Annotated in this window: 23 protein-coding genes; 7 read left to right on the top strand and 16 right to left on the bottom strand. The window is 66.3% G+C overall.

The genetic code is table 11. The features are described 5' to 3' along the window. Nucleotides 1-90 precede the first annotated feature (90 nt). Complete coding sequence (locus ADBZ9O_RS05380) at nt 91-669, bottom strand: hypothetical protein (RefSeq protein ID WP_526529105.1); 579 nt, start codon at nt 667-669, stop codon at nt 91-93. A gap of 130 nt (nt 670-799) precedes the next feature. Further along, complete coding sequence (locus ADBZ9O_RS05375; RefSeq protein WP_006243848.1) at nt 800-1,003, bottom strand: cold-shock protein; 204 nt, start codon at nt 1,001-1,003, stop codon at nt 800-802. 217 nt (nt 1,004-1,220) lie between these two features. Here ADBZ9O_RS05375 and sftH point away from each other — a divergent pair, with 217 nt between their 5' ends. After that, the gene (gene sftH, locus ADBZ9O_RS05370) at nt 1,221-3,539 is read left to right on the top strand and encodes a DNA 3'-5' helicase SftH (RefSeq protein WP_526529103.1); all 2,319 of its coding nucleotides are present in this window, start codon (nt 1,221-1,223) and stop codon (nt 3,537-3,539) included. A gap of 527 nt (nt 3,540-4,066) precedes the next feature. Here sftH and ADBZ9O_RS05365 read toward each other — a convergent pair. The 7 genes from ADBZ9O_RS05365 to ssd are packed head-to-tail and all read right to left on the bottom strand — an operon-like array spanning nt 4,067 to nt 8,638. Beyond that, nucleotides 4,067-4,375, bottom strand: a complete 309-nt coding sequence (locus tag ADBZ9O_RS05365) for an Rv3654c family TadE-like protein (RefSeq protein ID WP_526529101.1) — start codon at nt 4,373-4,375, stop codon at nt 4,067-4,069. A gap of 40 nt (nt 4,376-4,415) precedes the next feature. Continuing rightward, complete coding sequence (locus ADBZ9O_RS05360; protein ID WP_526532855.1) at nt 4,416-4,706, bottom strand: TadE family type IV pilus minor pilin; 291 nt, start codon at nt 4,704-4,706, stop codon at nt 4,416-4,418. Between the two features lie 35 nt (nt 4,707-4,741). Next, complete coding sequence (locus ADBZ9O_RS05355) at nt 4,742-4,933, bottom strand: DUF4244 domain-containing protein (RefSeq protein WP_526529099.1); 192 nt, start codon at nt 4,931-4,933, stop codon at nt 4,742-4,744. Nucleotides 4,934-4,993: 60 nt separating this feature from the next. Next, entirely contained in the window at nt 4,994-5,572 is a 579-nt protein-coding gene (locus tag ADBZ9O_RS05350; RefSeq protein ID WP_526529097.1) for a type II secretion system F family protein, read from the bottom strand. Continuing rightward, nucleotides 5,569-6,375, bottom strand: a complete 807-nt coding sequence (locus tag ADBZ9O_RS05345) for a type II secretion system F family protein (RefSeq protein WP_526529095.1) — start codon at nt 6,373-6,375, stop codon at nt 5,569-5,571. Before ADBZ9O_RS05345 ends, ADBZ9O_RS05350 begins: the two co-directional genes overlap by 4 nt. Then, nucleotides 6,372-7,553, bottom strand: a complete 1,182-nt coding sequence (locus tag ADBZ9O_RS05340) for a TadA family conjugal transfer-associated ATPase (RefSeq protein ID WP_526529093.1) — start codon at nt 7,551-7,553, stop codon at nt 6,372-6,374. Before ADBZ9O_RS05340 ends, ADBZ9O_RS05345 begins: the two co-directional genes overlap by 4 nt. Next, nucleotides 7,550-8,638: a septum site-determining protein Ssd gene (gene ssd / locus ADBZ9O_RS05335; protein ID WP_526529091.1), complete on the bottom strand. Its 1,089-nt coding sequence runs from the start codon at nt 8,636-8,638 to the stop codon at nt 7,550-7,552. The genes ADBZ9O_RS05340 and ssd overlap by 4 nt, the downstream gene beginning before the upstream one ends. A gap of 418 nt (nt 8,639-9,056) precedes the next feature. Between ssd and ADBZ9O_RS05330 the strand changes: the two genes are divergently transcribed. Further along, nucleotides 9,057-9,914: an HAD-IB family hydrolase gene (locus ADBZ9O_RS05330; protein ID WP_526529089.1), complete on the top strand. Its 858-nt coding sequence runs from the start codon at nt 9,057-9,059 to the stop codon at nt 9,912-9,914. 468 nt (nt 9,915-10,382) lie between these two features. On the opposite strand, the gene ADBZ9O_RS05325 is transcribed toward ADBZ9O_RS05330, so the two are convergent. Both ADBZ9O_RS05325 and ADBZ9O_RS05320 read right to left on the bottom strand, forming a co-directional pair. Beyond that, nucleotides 10,383-11,141 (bottom strand): Fic family protein, encoded by a 759-nt coding sequence (locus ADBZ9O_RS05325; protein ID WP_526529087.1) that lies wholly within the window; start codon nt 11,139-11,141, stop codon nt 10,383-10,385. Nucleotides 11,142-11,181: 40 nt separating this feature from the next. Next, entirely contained in the window at nt 11,182-12,795 is a 1,614-nt protein-coding gene (locus tag ADBZ9O_RS05320; RefSeq protein WP_526529085.1) for a peptide ABC transporter substrate-binding protein, read from the bottom strand. A gap of 127 nt (nt 12,796-12,922) precedes the next feature. On the opposite strand from ADBZ9O_RS05320, the gene acs reads away from it, so the two are divergent. Further along, nucleotides 12,923-14,878 (top strand): acetate--CoA ligase, encoded by a 1,956-nt coding sequence (acs, locus tag ADBZ9O_RS05315; protein WP_526529083.1) that lies wholly within the window; start codon nt 12,923-12,925, stop codon nt 14,876-14,878. Nucleotides 14,879-14,951: 73 nt separating this feature from the next. On the opposite strand, the gene ADBZ9O_RS05310 is transcribed toward acs, so the two are convergent. Beyond that, a complete protein-coding gene (locus tag ADBZ9O_RS05310) occupies nt 14,952-15,626 on the bottom strand; it encodes a chymotrypsin family serine protease (protein WP_526532853.1) in 675 nt (224 codons plus the stop codon). A 219-nt stretch (nt 15,627-15,845) separates the two neighbouring features. On the opposite strand from ADBZ9O_RS05310, the gene ADBZ9O_RS05305 reads away from it, so the two are divergent. Both ADBZ9O_RS05305 and ADBZ9O_RS05300 read left to right on the top strand, forming a co-directional pair. Beyond that, complete coding sequence (locus ADBZ9O_RS05305) at nt 15,846-16,355, top strand: phage holin family protein (RefSeq protein WP_526529081.1); 510 nt, start codon at nt 15,846-15,848, stop codon at nt 16,353-16,355. Further along, nucleotides 16,355-17,338: an alpha/beta fold hydrolase gene (locus ADBZ9O_RS05300; protein ID WP_526529079.1), complete on the top strand. Its 984-nt coding sequence runs from the start codon at nt 16,355-16,357 to the stop codon at nt 17,336-17,338. The genes ADBZ9O_RS05305 and ADBZ9O_RS05300 overlap by 1 nt, the downstream gene beginning before the upstream one ends. Here ADBZ9O_RS05300 and marP read toward each other — a convergent pair. Genes marP through nth form a run of 4 tightly spaced genes read right to left on the bottom strand, consistent with a single transcriptional unit; the run spans nt 17,331 to nt 20,646 of the window. Continuing rightward, a complete protein-coding gene (gene marP, locus ADBZ9O_RS05295) occupies nt 17,331-18,518 on the bottom strand; it encodes an acid resistance serine protease MarP (RefSeq protein WP_526529077.1) in 1,188 nt (395 codons plus the stop codon). The genes ADBZ9O_RS05300 and marP overlap by 8 nt on opposite strands. Further along, entirely contained in the window at nt 18,515-19,300 is a 786-nt protein-coding gene (locus tag ADBZ9O_RS05290; protein ID WP_526529074.1) for an NUDIX hydrolase, read from the bottom strand. The genes marP and ADBZ9O_RS05290 overlap by 4 nt, the downstream gene beginning before the upstream one ends. After that, nucleotides 19,290-19,946 (bottom strand): TlpA family protein disulfide reductase, encoded by a 657-nt coding sequence (locus tag ADBZ9O_RS05285; RefSeq protein ID WP_526529072.1) that lies wholly within the window; start codon nt 19,944-19,946, stop codon nt 19,290-19,292. The genes ADBZ9O_RS05290 and ADBZ9O_RS05285 overlap by 11 nt, the downstream gene beginning before the upstream one ends. A 19-nt stretch (nt 19,947-19,965) precedes the next feature. Next, a complete protein-coding gene (gene nth / locus ADBZ9O_RS05280) occupies nt 19,966-20,646 on the bottom strand; it encodes an endonuclease III (protein ID WP_526532851.1) in 681 nt (226 codons plus the stop codon). 176 nt (nt 20,647-20,822) lie between these two features. Between nth and ADBZ9O_RS05275 the strand changes: the two genes are divergently transcribed. Then, entirely contained in the window at nt 20,823-21,170 is a 348-nt protein-coding gene (locus tag ADBZ9O_RS05275) for a hypothetical protein (protein ID WP_526529070.1), read from the top strand. 104 nt (nt 21,171-21,274) lie between these two features. After that, the gene (gene crp / locus ADBZ9O_RS05270; RefSeq protein ID WP_005138643.1) at nt 21,275-21,949 is read left to right on the top strand and encodes a cAMP-activated global transcriptional regulator CRP; all 675 of its coding nucleotides are present in this window, start codon (nt 21,275-21,277) and stop codon (nt 21,947-21,949) included. Nucleotides 21,950-21,991: the final 42 nt, after the last annotated feature.

Raw genomic sequence — 21,991 nt, 5'->3', positions numbered from 1 at the left:
GGCCTTTCGCCCGGGCGGGCAACTGCCAATTTTGCATTGTGGACCCGCCTACGCAAACCGACTCCCCGGCCAAACGCTGTCCAAAGGCACTCAAACCCGTGGCCATTGCGTGAACGCTTCATCATCGTCTGGTGGTTCCCCCACGTTCTCTACCAGGCGCGATAGCCTTCTGCGGCCGCTGATCCGCAACGCTGGACTAGACCCTCTAGTACCGATCAAGGTTGGTGCGATCCCAACTCGCATCAGAGCCGACGCGAGGGTGGAATGTGTATCGGGAGCGTGCGGATCCAGCCCGAGCAGGTAGCGATCGGCTTCCGGACAACCGGCGGCCAAGGTCCATGCCCTGAGCTCACGAGGGCCCGGCAGCCACTGCGGTGGGACGGTCTTGACCGCACCCCTGGTCCATTGACGCGCGATCGACACCAACAGCGGGTCGACCGCTGTCCTTATTAATGGGGTGTCCTCGTCGGTGCGGCTGATCTCAGGCACCAAGCCGGCCTCGCTGATCATCTCGGCCAGGGCGCTGGCCCGCCAGGGTCGGTCGACGACCACCGACAGCCGCGCGCCCGTCCCGACGAGCACCACCTGGCCGGCGGCTGCGAGCATCCCGGTGAGGTCGGTGACCGCAGGGGGCACCGACTCAGCCGAGAAGAAGGACAGCTGACTCACGTCACGACAGTAAGCCAGCTGACCCCACATACTGCGACGGCAGGCCTGCAAGAAGACCAGTCAAACGAAAACACCCCCGGCGATGCCCTGTGCTGGGGACTGTCGGGGGAGTTTCGTCGATACGGTTCGTTCAGACTGCGCGAACGCCCGTGGCCTGTGGCCCCTTGGGGCTCTGGCCGACCTCGAACTCGACCTTCTGATTCTCTTCCAGGGTGCGGAAGCCGCTGCCCTGAATTTCCGTGTAGTGGACGAAAACGTCGGCGGAGCCGTCCTCGGGGGCAATGAAACCGAAGCCCTTTTCCGCGTTAAACCACTTCACAGTTCCCTGTGGCATCTCTCGATCTTTCCTAACCTTGTACATACCGGGTGCGGCCCACCGACTTCCGGTGCACCGGGCCCGTTCCGACCGCATCCTTCGCAGGAACCGCGATCGCAACGTCGATCCTGCGAAAGCTTTGACACCACACAGAAGCTGCGACCGTGTTTATCAAATCATGATCTGAGCTGCCGCGTGAGCCTGATTGCAACCAACTGGTGAACAATTCAGTCCTGTGACGGCGAACTTCGGCAGCGACCTGCTCTCGGCTGCCATTTCGGGCACCGACGGTCATGAGCATCCGGTCCGTCATATCGCCGAATTGCCACCGCGGCAGGGCCGTAGGAAGGACTGGCCGCAGTGGGCGGATCCGGCAGTGGTGCACGCTTTCACCGAGCGAGGTATCAGCGCGCCATGGTCGCATCAGGCTGACGCCGCCGAGCTCGCTCATCACGGTCGCCACGTGGTGATCAGTACCGGTACCGCATCGGGGAAATCGCTGGCCTACCAACTACCGATCCTGACGGCCCTGGCTGCCGATCCGCGGGCCAGGGCCTTGTATTTGGCCCCCACCAAAGCGCTCGGTCATGACCAGTTGCGCACCGCCCACGCGCTGACGACGGCGATCCCGCAGCTCGCCGATGTCGCGCCGACGTCGTATGACGGCGACAGTCCTTCTGAGGTCAGGCGGTTCGCCCGCGAACGCTCGCGATGGCTGTTCTCCAATCCGGACATGATCCACCTGTCGATGCTGCGCAACCACGCCAGGTGGGCGGTCTTCCTCCGCGGCCTGCGCTATGTCGTGGTCGACGAATGTCATTACTACCGTGGGATTTTCGGCTCCAACGTGGCAATGGTGCTGCGCAGGCTGCTCCGGTTGGCGACGCGGTACTCCACACGCCAGGACGCCGGGCCGACCGTCATCTTCGCCAGCGCCACCACCGCATCGCCGGGTCAGACCGCAGCGGAGCTGATCGGCAGTACCGTCGCCGAGGTCACCGACGACGGATCCCCGCAGGGCGCACGGACAGTCGCACTATGGGAACCCGCGCTACGCACCGACATTTCCGGCGAGAACGGCGCGCCGGTGCGACGCTCGGCCGGTGCCGAGGCGGCCAGGGTGATGGCCGATCTGATGGCCGAAGGGGCGCGCACCTTGACGTTCGTCCGATCGCGGCGCGGCGCGGAACTGACCGCGCTCGGCGCGCGGACGCGGTTGGCAGAGATTGCCCCCGAACTCGCGGGCAAGGTCGCGTCCTACCGGGCCGGCTACCTCGCCGAAGACCGCCGCGCGCTCGAGCGGGCCCTGCTCGACGGTGAGTTGCGGGGCCTGGCCACCACCAACGCACTCGAACTCGGTGTCGATATCGCGGGACTGGACGCCGTGGTGATGGCCGGCTTCCCCGGCACCGTCACGTCGTTCTGGCAGCAGGCGGGTCGGTCGGGACGCCGAGGACAGGGCGCTCTGATCGTGCTCATCGCCCGCGACGACCCGCTGGACACCTACCTCGTCCACCACCCGGCCGCCCTGCTGGACAAACCCATCGAGCGGGTCGTCATCGATCCCACCAACCCGTACGTACTTGGCCCTCAGTTGCTCTGCGCGGCAGCCGAACTACCCGTCGACGACGCCGAGGTGCGCAGCTGGGACGCCGACGCGGTGGCCGCGGCCCTTGTCGACGACGGGTTGCTGCGCCGCCGGGCAGGCAAGTACTACCCGGCACCGGGCGTCGACCCGCACCCCGCGGTCGATATCCGCGGCTCGACAGGCGGCCAGATCGCCATCCTGGAAACCGGAACGGGCCGGATACTGGGCGGTGTCAGCGCGGGTCAGGCGCCGGCCACCGTGCATCCGGGCGCGGTCTACCTGCACCAGGGTGAGACCTATCTGGTCGATTCGCTGGACTTCGAAGCGGCAGTGGCGTTCGTCCACGCCGAGGACCCCGGCTACACGACGTTTGCGCGTGAGCTGACAGATATCTCGGTGACCGGTACCGGGGCGCGCACCACGTTGGGCGATATCGGTCTCGGTCTGGTGCCGGTCGCCGTCTCCCATACGGTGGTCGGGTTTCTGCGACGCACACTGGCCGGCGAAGTGATCGACTTCGTGGAACTCGATATGCCGACCAGCACCCTGCCGACCGTTGCCGCGATGTATACGCTGACCCCGGAGGCGCTGGCGCGCAACGGGATCGACGAATTGCGGATACCCGGTTCGCTGCACGCAGCAGAACACGCGGCGATCGGACTGCTGCCGTTGGTGGCCAGTTGCGACCGGGGCGATATCGGCGGGCTGTCCACCGCTGTCGGTCCGGAGGGTCTGCCGACGGTGTTCGTCTATGACGGTCACCCTGGAGGTGCGGGCTTCGCAGAGCGCGGATACCAGCAGGCGACGATGTGGCTTGGTGCTACGGCGGCGGCCATTGCGTCGTGTGAATGTCCGGCAGGCTGCCCGTCGTGTGTGCAATCACCCAAGTGCGGTAGCGGCAACGATCCTCTTGACAAGGCCGGAGCCATCACCGTCCTCGGCATGGTGCTCGCCGCTCTGGGTTGACGACCGACCCCTCGACGGTCGACGACCCAATTGGGCGCGGCAAACACTGCAATACGTGCATCGGACGGTCGAGGAAAGCGCTCCGTTCGCTGTCCCGACCGGTTGGGCTGCAGCCGAAAAATACCGTGCCGACGGCATGCGCGCAAGCCGTTCAGCTAACACACGATTGAGCAGTCACGCTGACATGTGTCGATTCAGAAGCGTCGACGGAAGACGAACTCTATGCATCGACTGTGCGGTGGCCAGCGGCCATCTTCGACTCCAGCGCCCATCACCGGTTGTGCTTATCGACACCGGGTAGCGAATCCGGTACTACCGGAGCCGGCCAGCTATTCAAACAGTGATCGCTGGGGCGGTCGACTCCGGCGCCGGATCGGCCGCCAGCATCCCCATTTGGCGACGGCGCCGCCGGTCTCGTCGCAGATCACAAGTCGATGCGCAGGCGCGCCCACCCACCGCTGAGCACAGTTCACTTTACTGTCACGAGCGAACGTGGCCATCGGCGGATGGCGAAGAGACACTGCGACTTAGCCAGTTGGTGGCCCCGCGCGAGCGCCGGCACGCGCCGGTCCGACGCCCCCTCGAGCAAACCCCACCGCAACTTCGACCGTGACGACGACGTCGAGGGCATCCACTGTGCACTGTGCTACCGACGCGTTCATCGCCCTCGCCACCGCATCCGCTTGGGCACAAGCTTGCTCGCGTCCTGCTGGCAAACTATTCGCCCCGGCGAGCGCAGCGAGGTCGGCAGCGCCCTGGGCGCGGTGACGAGCCATCACCACCGCACCCAGATAGACACCGCCGTAGGTAACCGTCAGCGCGATGGCAATGAACACCGCGGCCAATACGCTCGCCGCCCCGCGCTCGGATTCCCCGTCAGCCCGTAGCTTCCGAAGCCGAGACCGCGTCCGCCGAAATCGTGATCCCCGGCAACAGCGCCGCCCTGGTGCTGACGGTCGCCACCACAAAACCGCCGTCGACCCGGAGCCGCAATGCGGCACCGGCCGGCGCGATGGTGCGTACCGCGACTGCCGACGCTGCTTCATCCCCCCTGGCCGCCAACCGCGCCGCTTCGCGGGCGGCGTCGATGCACCGGAGTTGCGCGCTGACCGCGCTAATCCCGCTGACGCACAGCACCAATACGACGACCAGCGCTGCGATCGCCAGGGCGGCCTCGACGGTGCCTGCCCCGTCATCGCCGGCTAGACGTTGGTATTCAGCGCGCGGGTGATGATATTCGTCAGCGCCCCGACGATCGAGTCGCCGGTGACCACGGTGTACAGGATGGCACCGAAAGCTGCCGCGGCGATGGTGCCGATGGCGTACTCGACCGTCGACATTCCCGTCTCGTCGACGACAAGTAGCGTCAACCGCTGACGAATCCTCTGAATCATGTTGTTCGTCAATAGTTTTCCTCTCTCTATTCGCTGAATGGATATCCGAAGACCGACCCGTCACAGCAGGCCGGCTCCGAGCACATCTGAGGCAAGGCCCGCAATCACGGGAACGAGCCCAAGACAGATGAAGGCGGGCAGGAAGCACAGCCCGAGCGGACCGGCGATGATCACCGACGCCCGCTCGGCCGCCGCGGTCGCGGTGTGGTCGACGTCGTGCCGGGTTTCGGCGGCCAACTCCGCCACCCCACGGGCCAGCACCGCACCGGAGGACGCCGAGCGGCGGGCCAGCCGCATCAGTGCCACTGCGCCGGCACCACCGATCTCGTCATCGGGCGGCGTCCAGGCTGTCACCGGGTCTGCACCAAGCGCCAACAGGTCACTCGCGCGTCGCAGCAACGCGGCCAGTTGCGGTGGTGCCGACAGTGCGGTCGCCCGCACAGCCGCAGGAACCGCCATCCCGGCGCCCAGGCAGACGGCGAGAACATCAAGGCTGGCCGCTTCCGCGAGCGGATCGATCCGAGCCGCCCGCCGGGTCGAAAGATTCTGTGGCCGAGCGATTCCCGCCCGGCGCCGGACCTGTGTCGGGCCGCCGCCGATCAGTAGGGCCAGCGCTAGTGCCAACGCCGCGGCACTCATGTCGTCAGCCGATCGGTGATGCGGTCGGCCCACCACAGCCCGACGCATAACAACCCGACTCCGGCCACGAGGAACACGCCGCCGACTCCCCCACCCGACAGGAATGCCAGCGGTGCCGCGCCGATCAGTTCACCGAGCACCACGCCAAGCACCGGCAGCCCAGCGAGGATGACCGCCGTCGCCCTGGCGCCTGCCATCCCCGCTTCGAGTCGAGCGTAAAAGCGTTGCCGTTCAATAATATCCAGCTGCGCAGCCCGCATGAGAGTGGAGATTGCCAACCCGTGCTGGGCACCGAGCTGCCAGAACACCGCCAGCCGGTCCCATTCGTAGGTGAGTTCCGACCGTGCCGCCACTGCCCGTAAACCCGCGGATACGTCGGCGCCGAGCCCGGCGCGGGCGGCCACCGAACGGAAGGCGCCACCGACTGTTCCTCCGGTCTCCGCCGCAGCGAGATCGAAAGCCCGCACCGGGTGTGCACCGACTCGAAGCTCGCCGACCAACACCTCCAGCGCACCCTGCAGCGCCCGCCCTTCCGTAGTGGTCCGCTGTTTGCCAACCCGTCTTCGGTGCCGCAGCAGCAGGGTCACACACACCCATGCAGCAGCCAAAGTCGTTGCCAGGGGCACACATAGCGCCACAACCGGAATCGCAGGCGTGCCCACCCACAGCAGAAGCCGCGCCGAACTCCGGTGCTGCGGAGCGATCAACCTGCGCCGCGGTGAGCCAGGAATGATCAGCAGCGCTACCGCCAGGGCGACCGCCGCGACCGTGAGTCCGACGTCGTTGATGGCGAAAACGTTCATAGCGACATCCGTTGCCGAACCAGGCGCTGGAAATCGTCGGCACCCGGGCCGGTCCCGTCGTCGGCGTGCCACACGGTGACCGTGCGGCACTCGACGGCGCCTGGCGTCCGGTCCAGGACAGCGATCTCGGCCAGCCGTCGCCGTCCGTCGCCGGTCCGGGCCATATGCAGCAGGACTTGCACCGCGGCGGAGAGCTGGCTGTGCAGCGCGGCCCGATCCAAACCGCCCAGGGCGCCGAGCGCTTCCAATCTGGCCGGTACCTCGGCTGGGCTGTTGGCGTGGACCGTGCCCGCGCCGCCGTCGTGTCCGGTGTTCAAGGCCGCCAGCAGGTCGACGACCTCGGCGCCCCTGACTTCACCGACGACAATGCGGTCCGGCCGCATCCGCAATGCCTGCCGGACGAGCTGACGCACCGTGACCTCGCCGGCGCCTTCGACGTTGGCGCCCCTGGCCACCAAGGTGACCAGATGCGGATGCGGGGGTGCCAGTTCGGCGGCGTCCTCCACGCACACGATGCGTTCCTCGGCAGGGATCGACCCGAGCAAGGCGGACAACAGTGTTGTCTTGCCTGCGCCGGTACCGCCGGACACCAGGAACGCCAACCGGGCCGCCATGACATCGCGCAGGATCACCGCAGCTGGGGGCGCGATGGCCCCGGCGGCGGACAGCGCGGCCAGATCCTGGGTGGCGGGTCGCAGCAGCCGCAGCGATATGCAGGTACCTGCCACCGCGACCGGCGGCAGAATCGCATGCAGACGTACCGTCAACCGACCGCCAGCTATACCGGTGAGCAGTCCGTCGACCCACGGTTGGGCGTCGTCTAGGCGCCGGCCTGCAGCGAGGGCCAGCCGCTGCGCGAGCCGGCGGACCGCATCTTCATCAGCGAACCCAATCGAGCTGCGCCGCAAACCGTTTCCATCGTCTACCCAGACTGAATCCGGAGCCGTCACCAGGACATCTGTCGTGCCAGGGCCGGCGAGTAGGGGTTCGAGAATGCCCGCACCGGTGAGCTCGGTTTGCAGTATCCGCAGGTTGCTCAAGACCTCGGTGTCGCCAAGAACACCGCCTGATTCCGCGCGGATCGCCTGCGCCACCACGTTGGGCCGCAGCCTGCCCGATTCGGCGGCCGGTTCGGCGGCCAGCCGCTCGCGCACACGCTCGATCAGTGAGGCGCTCATGCGGCCGGCTCCTGCAGGACGGCACCGCTATGGGGGTGTTGCCGCAGCACCGCGAGGACCTGCGCGGCGGCGACGGCCAACGGTGAGCGCGTCCGCAGCTGCAGACCACTTCGCTCCAACTTCTCGGCCAGGAGCGGTTCCGGACGCATCGCCGCGAGCACGGGCAAACCGACGATCTCGCCGACATCGAGCGCGCTCAACCCGCCGGGAGATGGGCCGCGCACCACCAATCCGATGTTCGGGTTGGTGGCAGCCAACGCGGGAGCCATCGCGGCGGTGGACGCACATGCCCGCACATCGCACTGCGTGACCAAGACCACCAGATCGGCGGTGTCCAGAGCCGTCACCGCCGCGTCGGTCAACCGCCGGGGCAGATCACACACCACGGTGGCACCGCCGTGGCGGCCGGCCTCGATGACGGCGTCGACGGTGCCTGCGACAGGCTCGTGCTCACGCCGGGTGCTCGACAACACGCTGACACCGCGATGGCGGGGCAGCGCGTCTCGCACTGCCGCCCAATCGAGCCTGCCGCCCTGTATGGCGAGATCGGGCCAACGCAGACCTGTCGCCGCTTCGCCGCCGAGCAGGAGGTCGATGCCACCGCTCCATGGATCGAGGTCGATGAGCAGGGCTTCTGCCGCACCTTTCGCCATGGCGGCGGCGAACAGGGACGCCCCGGCGCCGCCTCGGCCGGCGATCACCGCGACCACCTCGCCGCGCCGCCGATCGGACCGGCCGGTGTCGGCGGCGGCCGCGATACCGCGGACAAGGTCGCCGGCCTGGCTCGGCAACATCAGTATCTGTTGTGCGCCAATAGTTATCGCGACCTGGAAGATGGCGCTACCTGGCTCGTCGCTGACCAGCAGGAACACTGCGGACCGGCGCGGCAGCAGCGCCGCACCGCAGCGATCGGCGCCTGCGTCGTCGAGAACCACCGCGGCAGCCGCCGACCAGGTCTTGCGACTGACCGGGACTGTCGGCCCGAGATGGATCACCTGGACACCGACAGCGGCCGCCACCCGATCGACTTCATCCCGCAGCGCCGGATCAGAAATGAGCGCCAGGACGGCCGCTGTGCTGTTCATCGCTCAACGGTGCACCGTCACCCAATGAGCGCACCACCGCAGTTTCAGCGAATGTGCACAAGGTTCGAACTGTGGATGAAATTGCGCGCGCAAAGGTCTAGACCGGAAATAGGGTTCTGGATTTCGCGAAGCGCTAGCGCCGAAAACTGGCGAACTACCCCCACAAAAGGGACGACCCCCGCCAGGGGGGGAGGAGGCGGAGGTCGTCGTGTATCAGCCCCGGGGGGTCGGGCTGATGCACACCCGGCATAAGCCGAGTAATGCTCACTATACACACGACCTCAGGCCCTGATGCAAGTCTCACTAGGTAACAAGTTGGGCGACTATCACTGCAGAATTGCAGTCTCCGACAGGTGGCTTGAACTGCCAGTTTGAACACTAATCAGGGTGGTGTCACGGTCGGCCCTATCCTGAGACGGTGACCGCTTCCGATCAGGACGCCCCGCAGCTAACAAACCCGCAAAGTCGCGCCCCCCACGGCGCTCCCACTCGGACGGCGGCGTTCTTTGATCTCGACAAGACCGTCATCGCCAAATCCAGCACACTCGCATTCAGCAAACCCTTCTTCGATCAGGGACTGCTCAATCGGCGCGCCGTCCTCAAATCCAGCTACGCACAGTTTCTGTTCCTGATGTCGGGCGCCGACCACGACCAGATGAATCGAATGCGCTCATATGTCACCAGTATGTGCACCGGGTGGGATGTGGAACAGGTCAAGTCGGTAGTCGGCGAAACGTTGCACGAAATTGTCGATCCGTTGGTCTTCGCCGAGGCCGCCGAGCTCATTGCCGACCACAAGCTCTGCGGACGCGATGTCGTCGTCGTCTCGGCCTCCGGTGAAGAGATCGTCGCGCCCATCGCGCGGGCCCTGGGCGCCACGCATGCGATGGCCACCCGCATGGTCGTGGAGGACGGCAAGTACACCGGCGAGGTCGAGTTCTACTGCTACGGCGAAGGCAAGGTGCATGCGATCCGCGAACTCGCGGATCGCGAGGGGTATGCGCTCGAACACTGTTACGCCTATTCGGATTCCATCACCGACGTGCCGATGCTGGAATCGGTCGGGCACCCCACCGCGGTCAACCCCGACCGGGGACTGCGCCGTGAGGCGGCGGCGCGGGACTGGCCGGTGGTGACCTTCAGCAAGCCCGTCTCGCTGCGAGACCGGTTACCCGCACCATCGGGTGCGGCCGTCGCCACCACCGCCGCGGTGGGGATCAGCGCCCTTGCGGCCGGGGCGCTGACGTATGCGTTGCTGCGCCGGTTCGCGGTCTGACCAGTTCTGAGCGGTTCGGCGCCATAACGATCCGGAGTCGCTGACCAACTTCTTCGCGATGGCCCTTGATGTGACCGGGGTCACGGAGTACAAAGGAAGCACGGAAGCTTGGTAGGGCCAAGGTCGACCCGGAAGAGAAGGCTCGGACTCCCCCACCCGGCTACCCAGCACGGACCCCGGCACCCACGCGGAGCCACAGCCGCGATAATGGCAGAAGTGTTGCGGGCCTGCGTAATTGCGATAAGTGAATCGGCTACCACGACCCCTTGGGCGGGGTCTCAGCCGACGAGCTTCGCAAGATCGCCGAGGCCGACCCACGCAGCCCACCGTCGCACGCATGGTAACCGGAAGTCCGTGCTAGCGGGCGGCGCGCCGAATACATTCGGATCGCCGCCCGCTTCATGCTGTACGGGCGGCTGGTCGCCCGTTTCTCATCACGCTGAGGCCTGAATTGTTGTGCCGCGGAGGTTATTTCCGCCCGGCCTGATCCTTGGCGTTGGCGATCGACTCAGCTTCCCTGGCGCCGGCCTGCAGCGCACGGCACGTCATCAGCAGCCACTCGGCCAGTCCCTTTTCCGAGCCGGAGGCAAAGCCCTCCGCCGCGGTGCGGTACTCCGCAGCGCGGCGCATCCACAGCACTTCGGGGACGCCGAGCCCGTGCGGGTCCAAGCCGCTGCCGATCGTCACCAACCTGGCCACCCCACGCGCCACCACACCGTCGGCGGTGCCGAACGGAGCCAACGCCAGCAGCTCACCGTGCGCGACAGCCGATAACACCGGCGCGGGCACCACGGTCGGGCCGGTGATCAACCGGACCAACAGGTCAAGACGGGCATGGATCTCCGGGACCGCTCGCGGACGACCCAGCTGGGATTCGTCGTCGACCAGATCGGCGGCCGCGAGCATGTGCAGCTTTGCGAGTGCCTGAAGTGGTGCGCGCTGCCACACTCCGATGAGGCTGGTACCGCCGCCTTCCAGCGCCTGTGCAACGCGCAAGGCGCCGGCGAACACCGGTTCGCTGGCCGAGTTCTCGTCGAGTTGCATGGCCCCGCCGTCGAGCACTGCCGAGGCCCGCGCGGCACGCAGCGACGCCTCCGCGGCGGTGACCGGCCAGCCACGCAAGTTCGCGCGGTGCCGGTGCGCCTTGCTCAGCGCATCGCGGACCTGTTCGGCCGCGTCGGCCACCCCGGGCAGGTTCAGCAGCGGAGCCAACAGATCACCGGTCACGGCCGGTCACCCTACCGGGCGGCGGGTGGGGGCTATCCCGTTAGGACGAGACGATCTGTTCATAAGCGGGCAAGCCGTTCCAGGTGAGGGTCACATTTGTGACCGCAGCGGAGTGACCGCCCGCGGCGCGGTAATCCCACAGCGGTACGACGGGCATATCGTCGAGCAGGATCTGCTGAGCGGCATTGGTCAGCGCGTAGGACTCCGCCAGGGTCGGTGCCGCCTGGGCGACGGTGAGCGCGCCGTCGAACTCCCGGTCGGAGTAGTCGACGTCGTTGGCCCCCGCCCCCGTGACGAAGATCGGTTCGAGAAACCCCAACATCGAGGGATAGTCTCCCTGCCAGCCGGCACGGAACGCACTCTGGATGGAGCGGTCGCTGATCTGCGCGCGGATCTGCGCGAATGTTGGTTGCGCCGAACCGACAGCACTGATCCGCAGGGTGTCGCCGATGCTGTCGGCGACCGCGTCGACCCACTGTCGGTGGTCACCGTCGTCGTTATAGGCGATCACGTACTGCCCACTCCACGGCGAGATGCGATCAGCCTGCGCCCACAGGGCCCGGGCCCGGCCAGGATCGAAGTTCAACGAATCGCTCCCCGGCAGGTTGGGCTGGAACCCCGGCAGCGAGCTGGCGGTGAAATCCCTTGACGGCGAACGGGTCTGCAGAAAGATCTGGTCGCTAATCTGCGACCGGTTGATAGCGGCGGATAACGCCAACCTGCGCAGCCGGCCCTCCTCACCGCCAAAATGTGGCAGTCGCAGCGGCGTATCGAGTGTCTGGTTCTGGGCGATAGGCGCCGTGATCGCCCGGCCACCGAGATCGTCGCGGAAGGTGGCCAATCTGCTCGGCGGAATGGTGTCGAGCACGTCCAGCTTGCCTGCCAGCAGATCGCGGTAGGCAGTGTCGAGGTCGGCGTAGACGACGAAACGCAGACCGTCGTTCCTGGCCACCCGGCTGCCCTGATAACCAGGATTGGGCAATAGGTCGATCCGCACATTGTGCTGCCAGGCGTTACCCGACGGCAGCTGATACGGACCGTTGCCGATGGGGTGTTGTCCGAACGCCGCCATATCGTCGAACGCGGATTTCGGCAGAGGGTAGAACGCCCGGAAGGCGAGCCGCTGGACGAAGTCGATCATCGGCACTTTGAGCGCAACGGTGAACTCGGTGTCGCTGAGCACCTTCAGCCCAGCCATCGTCTGGGCGCTGGGACGCGGCTCGGCGACCGCGTCGTAACCCTCGATCGGTGAGAAAGAGGTCTGCAACGCCTGATCGTTGGTGCCCAGTGCCCCGTAGTTCCAGGCATCGACGAACGACGACGCCGTCACCGGCGTCCCGTCGGTGAACCTCCAGCCGGGTTTCACGGTGATCCGGAAGTTCCTGTTGTCTGTCGAGTCGACGGCCTGCGCCACTTCGGGAACAGGGGTGCCGTTCGCGTCATAGGACATCAGTCCGGCGAACAGCCGGTCGACGATGCGGCCACCCTGGGTCTCGTCCGTTTCCGTCGGAACGAGCGGGTGTTGGGGTTCGCCGGCATTGACCGATATCAGACCCTCCGGAGCGGCCTGACCACCGCAGCCGGTGAAGATCAGCATCGCGGCGAGCACCGCGGAGGCCACACGACGCATCCGGGGCAAGCCGATGACCTCCATGATGTGGTTCGCGTCGAACCGCTGACCCCGTCATCGGTGACCGTTCGGCGCATTTCACCCGCCGCCCCGCAGCGTGCAGTGTGAGTTGCCAACGTCTATGCAACGTTGGGTGACTACGCTCACAGACATGTCCGATACGAACACCGAGGTTCCATCAGCCTATCCGCCGTCGGCGGAGTTCGCCGAAAACGCCAACGCAACCGAACAGCTGTACAGCACAGCGGAAGCGGACCGATTGGCGTTCTGGGCGGAGCAGGCCAATCGGCTGTCCTGGTCGGTCCCGTTCACCGAGGTGCTGGACTGGTCGGAGGCGCCGTTCGCGAAGTGGTTCGCCGACGGCAAGCTCAACGTTGCCTACAACTGCGTCGACCGCCACGTCGAGGCCGGTAACGGTGAGCGGGTGGCCATCCACTGGGAGGGTGAGCCGGTCGGGGACGCGCGCAGTATCACCTATGCCGAACTCAAGGACGAGGTCTCCCAGGCCGCCAACGCACTGACCGAGCTGGGTCTGGTATCCGGCGACCGGGCGGCGATCTACATGCCGATGGTGCCGGAGGCGATCGTCGCGATGCTGGCCTGTGCGCGCCTTGGTGTCATGCACTCGGTGGTGTTCGCCGGGTACTCCGCATCGGCCCTGCGCGCCAGGATCGAGGACGCCGAAGCCAAGGTGGTAATCACCACCGACGGCCAGTTCCGTCGCGGCAAGGCGGTCTCACTCAAGACCGCCGTCGACGAGGCGACCGAGGCATCCGAGTCCGTTGAGCACGTACTTGTGGTGCGCCGCACTGGGATTGACATCGAGTGGACCGAGGGCCGCGACGTGTGGTGGCACGATGTCGTCGCATCCGCGTCGACCGACCACACCCCGGAAGCGTTCGACGCCGAGCACCCGCTGTTCCTGCTCTACACCTCGGGCACCACCGGTAAGCCCAAGGGTATCGTGCACACCTCGGGTGGTTACCTGACTCAGACGTCGTACACGCACTACAACGTCTTCGATATCAAACCCGAGACCGATATCTATTGGTGCACAGCCGATATCGGCTGGGTCACCGGACATACGTACATCGTGTACGGGCCGCTGTCCAACGGCGCGACGCAGGTGGTCTACGAGGGCACCCCGGCCTCACCGACCGAGCACCGCCATTTCGAGGTCATCGAAAAGTACGGGGTGACAATCTATTACACCGCCCCCACCCTGATCCGCACCTTCATGAAGTTGGGTCGCCAGATCCCGGCCGAGCACGACCTGTCGAGCCTGCGGCTGCTCGGTTCGGTGGGCGAACCGATCAACCCCGAGGCATGGCGTTGGTACCGAACGGTTTTCGGCGCCGATATCACCCCGATCGTGGACACGTGGTGGCAGACCGAGACCGGTTCCATCATGATCTCCCCCCTGCCCGGCGTCACCGCTGCCAAACCAGGTTCGGCGATGACTCCGCTGCCGGGAATCTCCGCCAAGATCGTCGACGACGAGGGCAACCAACTCCAACCCGGTACCGCGCACGGTGAGCAGGTCAGCGGCTACCTGGTGCTGGATCAGCCGTGGCCGTCCATGCTGCGCGGCATCTGGGGCGACCCGGAGCGGTTCCAGGAGACCTACTGGTCGCGGTTCGCCGAGCAGGGCTGGTACTTCGCCGGTGACGGCGCCCGGTACGGCAGCGACGGCGAGATCTGGGTGCTCGGCCGCATCGACGACGTGATGAACGTGTCAGGACACCGCATCTCGACCGCGGAGGTCGAGTCCGCACTCGTCGGGCATGCCGGTGTCGCCGAGGCCGCTGTCGTCGGCGCCAGTGATGACACCACCGGACAGGCGATCTGCGCGTTCGTCATCCTCAAGGCCCGGTTCGCCGACGAAGACCGCGATGTGATGGTCAAGGAACTTCGCGCGGAGGTCTCCAAGGAGATCTCCCCCATCGCGCGGCCCCGCGAGATCCATGTGGTGCCCGAGCTGCCGAAGACCCGAAGCGGCAAGATCATGCGACGGTTGCTACGCGACGTCGCGGAGGGTCGCGAACTCGGCGACACTTCAACGCTGTTGGACCCCAGCGTCTTCGAAGCGATCCGCGCGAGCAAGTAGCCTCGCGAGCAGACGCAAAGGTCCCCTATTTCTTCGCGAAAAGGGGACCTTTGCGTCTGCTCGGCAGAGAAAGTCAGGCGCCGAAAGGAACGAAACCGGTTCCCGGCCTGTCCTTGGCGGTGATATCGGCCAGCTGGGTGTTGAACGACATCGTCACCGCGGGTGTGTGCAACGGGATGAACTTGACCACACACGTGGGCAGGTCGTCGGTGAACGCTCCGTGCAGCATTCCGACCAGCTTGTTGTTGACCGTGACCGGGGCGCCCGAATCGCCGGGCTGGCCGCACACCTGATTGAGGATGGTGCCCGGATCCTGGCCCGGACCCCAGGTGACACCGCAGGAGGCCCCTGTCGTGCGCCCAAGTTTGCAGGCCACTTCGCCGGTTCTCGGGTCAGGTCCGAGCCCGTCGATCAAGAAGCCGTCCACGGTGTTCGTCGGCGTCACCTTGGTGCGGTCGAATTTGATCACCGCGTAGTCCAACGCGTCGTTACCGGCGACCATGGTGCCGACGGGTCCCGCGGCTTCGGCTCCCTCGGCGGCCACCACCGCACCGGGACCGCCGCAGTGCGCGGAGGTGAAGCCGATCAGATCGCCGCGGCTGTCGGTACCGATCGTGGTCAGCGTGCAGTACGCCTCACCGTCGATGACGATGCCCGAGCCACCACCCAGCGTCACCGGTTCGGCGGCAGCAGGTCCGGCGGCGACCAGCGACAGGCCACCCAACGCCACTGCCAGGCTCGCGATCAGACTTCGGGCGCGCCAGCGGTGCCGCACGGCTGCCTCCTCTGTTAGGGTCCCCGACCCCGGTGATTGCTCCGGGTGAGTGTAGCCGCAACCACTCCAGCAACATCCGTGTCACCGCGGTGGGCCACGGCGATCGGCCGGACTCGTCCGTCTGTATCCCGGCATGGCACGATAAACCCCGACGACAGCCGATGACTTTGACCTGCCGGGAGGACTCCGTCCGTGAGCAATGGCGACCGCAAGAATGGCATCCCCGCCACCGTGACCTCGATCCCGCTGGTAGATCCGCATGCGGTGTCGGCTGATCCTTCGATCGGCGAGCTGGTCAAGGACGCCACCGCGCAGGTGTCGACGCTGGTCCGCGCCGAGGTGGAACTCGCTCGCGCGGAGATCACCCGCGATGTCAAAAAGGGCCTGACCGGCAGCGTTTACTTCATTCTCGCTCTGGTGGTGCTGTTCTACTCCACCTTCTTTTTCTTCTTCTTCGTCGCCGAGCTTCTCGACACCTGGCTCTGGCGTTGGGTGGCGTTCCTGATCGTGTTCGGGGTCATGGTGCTGACCACCGCGGCGCTGGCGCTATTGGGTTATCTGAAGGTGCGGCGCATCCGCGGACCCCAGCAGACGATCGAGTCGGTCAAGGAGACCAAGGCGGCCTTCACCGGTCAGGCACCCGGAAAAGCCGTCGTGCCTGCACCGTCGGGCACTGCGCCCACTGACCCCTCGGGTTGGTAATGGCCCCACCCGACCCGTCGATCACCCGAATCGCCGGCCCGTGGCGTCATCTCGACGTCCACGCCAACGGCATCCGGTTTCACGTGGTCGAGGCGGAGCCGCTGTCGGGCGCTGCAGACCCAGAACCACCGACGGCGCGGCCGTTGGTCATCCTGTTGCACGGTTTCGGGTCGTTCTGGTGGTCCTGGCGTCATCAACTGCGTGGGCTGACCGACGCCCGCGTGGTGGCGGTCGACCTGCGCGGTTACGGCGGCAGCGACAAACCGCCCCGCGGCTACGACGGCTGGACGCTGGCTGGTGACACTGCCGGTTTGATCCGCGCCCTCGGGCACTCCTCGGCGACACTGGTCGGGCATGCCGACGGTGGCCTGGTGTGCTGGGCGACCTCAGTGCTGCATCCCCGGCTGGTGAAGGCCATCGCCCTGGTCAGCTCCCCGCACCCGGCCGCGCTGCGACGCGCCGCGCTGACCCGCCGCGACCAGAGCCGGGCATTGTTGCCGTCGTTGTTGAGCTATCAAGTGCCGATGTGGCCGGAACGCAAGCTCACCAAGGCCGGCGGCGACGAGCTGGAGGCCTTGGTCCGTAGCAGAACAGTCGGTAAATGGCCGGCGTCGGAAGACTTTTCGGAAACCATCGGACATCTACGACAAGCCATCCAGATCCCCGGGGCCGCGCATTGCGCACTGGAATATCAGCGATGGGCGGTGCGCAGCCAGCTCCGCGGTGAAGGTCGCCGGTTCATGAAGTCGATGAATCGCCAACTCGGCATCCCACTGCTGCACATGCGCGGCGACGCCGACCCCTATGTCCTCGCCGACCCGGTGGAGAAGACGCTGCGCTACGCGCCACACGGGCGATTCGTGGCCCTCTCCGGCGTCGGGCATTACGCCCACGAGGAAGCGCCCGACGAAGTCAACGAACATCTGACCCGGTTCCTGGCTCACGTCTACGGCGCGGCCGGGCCCGCGGGGCAGGTTACGTAACGCACGCCCCGGTGGGCACCCGGGCGGTGTCGTTGATCTTGGCGAGCTGACGGGATACTTCGTTGGCGGTCAGCACGAAGCCGGTATCTGCGTCGTCGACGGCGGCACCGAAAACCACACCCAACACCTGGCCGGCGCGATTGATCAGCGGCCCGCCGGAATTGCCTTGCCGCACAGTACCTCTGATGGTGTAGACCTCACGGTTGACCGTAGTGGTGCGGTAGATATCTGGGCCGTTGAGTTCGATGGTCTCTCTGATCCGGGCTGGGGTGGCCGCAAATTCACCGCCGCCGGGGTATCCGAGGACCAGGGCGTCGGTGCCGGTAGCCGCGGGTTTATCCGCGAACGGAAGCGGCGTCGCGGGCAGGTTCGGCACGTCGAGCAGCGAGATGTCCTCATTGGGGTCATAGGAGATGACGGTGGCGTCGTAGGTCTGTCCGGCGGACTCGACGGTGACGGTGTCGGACCCGGCGACGACGTGTGCGTTCGACATCACGCGGTTGGGCGCGACCACGAAACCGGTCCCTTCCAAGACCTTCTGACACCCGGGCGCGACGCCGCGGATTTTCACCACACTGGGTTGCACGGCGCCGACGACGGCGCTGGTAGCCAGTGACGCATCGGGAGCATCGACCGCGGCGATCGGCGTTTGGCCAAACGGCTGCAGAACCTCCGGTAGGCCCGAGGTGTCCACCACACCCTTGAGCCGCTTGGGTATGGCGCGCAGCCACTCCGGTGCCACCGCTTCAACCTGGGAGAGCACCTTCGAACCGCGCACGGCGGAGGCGAGATTGGGCTGATTGGACGATGTCGCCACGCTGCCCAACAGCCATGCCGCGACCAGTACGACGACCATCTGCAGTGCGACGCCGATCAGCGAATCCACCAACCGCACCCCGCGGTTACGGATAGCCCCTCGCACGGCCCGGCCCAGCACCACACCGGCAATCTCGCCGATCACCACCAGCGCCAGGATCAGGAACAACGTGGCGAAGAGCTTGGCGCGTGGCCCGTCGATCTTGTCGACGATGTGCGGGGCCAGCAGCACCCCGGCCACCGCACCGAGGATCACGCCAACGAACGACATCAGCGAACCCAGCGCACCGGACCGCCAGCCAGAGACCGCCGCCACGAACGCGATGGCGACCACTCCGATATCGAGCCACTGCGACGGTGTCATCGTCGGTTCCCATCCGCGCCGACCAGGGCCATCGCATCTTCGAGTTCTACGACGTTGGTGGTATCCCACGGCTGGTTCCATCCGGCGACGTCGAGCATCGCTGAGATGACCTGCCCCGTAAAACCCCAGACCAGCATGTCGTTGAGGAGAAAAGCCGGACCGGCGAAGCGGCTGGTGTTCACACTTTTGAACACCATCAGCCGGTTCTCGGGATTGACGAAGGCACGCAACGGCACTCGTGCGACAATCGCCGTTTCGCCCTCGTCGACGACATAGACCGGGCCTGGGTCAGGCGAGTACGCCAGCACCGGGACGACGTGGAAACCCGAGGGTGGGATGAACATCTTCTCCAGCGTGGCCAGCACCGTCAGCCGATCGGTGTCGATACCGGTCTCTTCGCGCGCTTCCCGTAGTGCGGTGGCCACCGGACCATCATCACCGGGGTCGGCGGCACCACCTGGGAAGGCGGCCTGCCCGGCGTGGTGGCGCAATGTCGAGGCCCGGACGGTGACCAACAGATCGGCGTCCTCGGGCGCACCGCCGGCGGCCCCGGCTTGCGAACCGGAGAACAGCACCAGCACAGCGGCGTCACGTTTGGCGCCGTTGAGGGTGGCCTCGTTGTTCGCGGCCGTGATCATGGCCAGCACATCGGCGGGAACCCGCCGCCGGTAGGCACCAGGGACGGTGTGAATATTCGCGACGAGGGGCTGCAGCCAGGCTGGGCTGACGTCCGGCGTGAGCGGAACACCTGCGCTCACTGCCGCACTCCTCTCATCTGACATGACCCTCGACCGCGGCGGCGATTTCGTCGGCGGTGGCGAAGGCGCGCGGCAAGATCTGCGCTACCGTACCGTCCGCGCGCAGCACCACCGTTGCGGGCATGACGTTGGGTACGCCGAGTGCGGCGGCAATCTTGCGTTGGCCGTCCTGCAACGTGGGCAGGTGCACACCGAGCTCGGCCAGCCGCAACAACGCGGCTGTTTCGTTCTCATCCTGATGCACGGTCACCACCAGCACGTCCGGTCCGACCCGGCGTTGGTACTCGGCCATCGCCGGTAACTCCTGCGCACACGGACCGCACCAATAGGCCCAAAGGTTCAGCACCACCGGCCGGCCTGCCAACGCCCGAGCGACGTCTACGGCGGCACCGTCGGCCGCGCATTCGACGATGACACCGCGCAGTTCCTGCGGGCCTACGTTTTGTAGGCCTAAGCCCTGCGTCCCGACCGGACAGGGCGCCAGGTCAGCGCTGCGTCTGGGTCCGGCCAGCGCCTCGGGAGTGTCGGCGTCGCGGTGTTGGCGGTCGGCTGATAGCGGCGCGGCCGGTCCGGGCGCGGGGCCGTCATCGCCGAGTTGGCGCAACAGCGCCGCGATCAGAACGGCGACCCCTGCCACGACCACGATCGTCCATCGGGTTGATGTCCTCATGTGTGCGGGGAAAGACGTACTACAGCCCGGCCAACGCCAGCAGGTGATCGGTCTCGGGACCTTTCACCAGTGCCGCGGCCAGCAGGGGTTCGGTGGGGCCGGTCCCGAAGGACGGGCAGTCTTTGGCGAGCACGCAGACACCACAGGCGGGTTTGCGGGCGTGACACACGCGGCGACCATGGAAAATCACGCGGTGACTCAGCAGCGTCCACTGGCTGCGCTCGATCAGCTCACCGACGATCTTCTCCACCTTCACGGGGTCTTCTTCGGTGGTCCAACCCCACCGGCGGACCAGCCGACCGAAGTGGGTGTCGACAGTGATGCCGGGGACATCGAAAGCATTACCCAGGACGACGTTGGCGGTTTTGCGACCGACCCCCGGCAGCGTGACAAGTTCCTCGATCGTGCTGGGCACCTCACCGCCGAACCGCTCCACGAGCGCCTGACCCAGTCCGATCAACGATGTCGCCTTGTTCCGGTAGAAACCGGTGGGCCGGATCAGTTCCTCGAGTTCGGCGCGGTCGGCGGTCGCGTAGTCCACAGCGCTGCGATAGCGAAGGAACAACGCAGGTGTGGTCAGGTTGACCCGCTTGTCTGTGCTCTGCGCCGACAGGATGGTCGCCACCGTCAGCTCAAGGGGTGTGGTGAAGTCCAGCTCGCAGTAGACGTGCGGAAATGCTTGCGCAAGAGTGCGATTCATCCGGCGGGCCCGACGAGTCAGACCCAGCTGCGTCTCGCGCTCCCACTTACGGGATTGAGGTAGTCGAGCCACCTTCGCCACTGCCACCCTGTCAGGGTACTGATGAGGACTGACAACCCCCTGGTGAGCGCCGGTGCGGACCGGTGACAAGTTGTGATCCCGCTGAGACCTTGCGCGTGTTTACTTCCCTTGTGTCCTGGTTGCTGGCAGCGTGCGTCCCTGGGTTGCTCATGTTGGCGACCTTTGGGCTCGAGCGGCTCGAGTCGGGATTGACCAACGAATCGGCGGAATCCGCGAAAGAACTGGCGAAGCTGATCGAGGCGGCCACACCCAGTGCCGACTCCACCGGGCGCCCGGTGCCGCGGCTGCGCAATCCGGATTTCCCGAGCGTTCCGCCCCTGCGGACGACGTTCGGCACGGTGGGCGTCTCCATCGACGACGAACCGGGTTTGCCGACCCGCCGTTATGCACACGCCAACGCCAATCCGCAGTTTCGGGCGACTCCGCACGCGAATCGTGTGTAGCGTTGGCACGTCGTTGACCTGCCTACATCTACACTTGTCTCGCTAGCCTGTTAATTGAGGCTGGTCAGCGCGAATCACACCATCCAAGAGGTAAGAGGGGCAACGTGGACGAGATCCTGGCGAGGGCCGGAATCTTCCAGGGAGTCGAACCCAGCGCAGTATCCGCGCTCACCAAGCAGCTGCAGCCGGTCGACTTCCCAAGGGGACACACGGTATTCGCGGAGGGCGAGCCCGGTGACCGCCTTTACATCATCATTTCCGGAAAGGTCAAGATCGGCCGCCGCTCTCCGGACGGCCGCGAGAACCTCCTGACGATCATGGGTCCATCCGACATGTTCGGTGAGCTCTCGATCTTCGATCCGGGCCCGCGGACCTCCAGCGCGACCACGATCACCGAGGTCCGCGCCGTATCCATGGACCGCGACGCGTTACGCGCCTGGATCGCTGATCGCCCCGAGATCGCCGAACAGCTGTTGCGGGTGTTGGCCCGCCGGTTGCGGCGCACCAACAACAACCTCGCCGACCTCATCTTCACCGATGTACCGGGACGTGTCGCCAAGCAGCTGTTGCAGCTGGCGCAGCGGTTCGGCACCCAGGAAGGCGGCGCCCTGCGGGTGACGCATGACCTGACGCAGGAAGAGATCGCGCAGCTCGTCGGCGCATCGCGCGAGACGGTGAACAAGGCGCTTGCCGATTTCGCCCACCGCGGCTGGATCCGCCTCGAGGGTAAGAGTGTGCTGATCAGCGATAGCGAGCGCTTGGCCCGCCGAGCCCGTTAGCGATTCGGGCGCGCTGAGCCGCGGTCACCGCGGGTTAGCGCG

This window comes from Mycobacterium sp. (assembly GCF_965229105.1).
GTDB lineage: Bacteria > Actinomycetota > Actinomycetes > Mycobacteriales > Mycobacteriaceae > Mycobacterium.
Note: the sequence above shows the minus strand (reverse complement) of the source record. Positions and strands in the feature narration are given on the sequence as shown.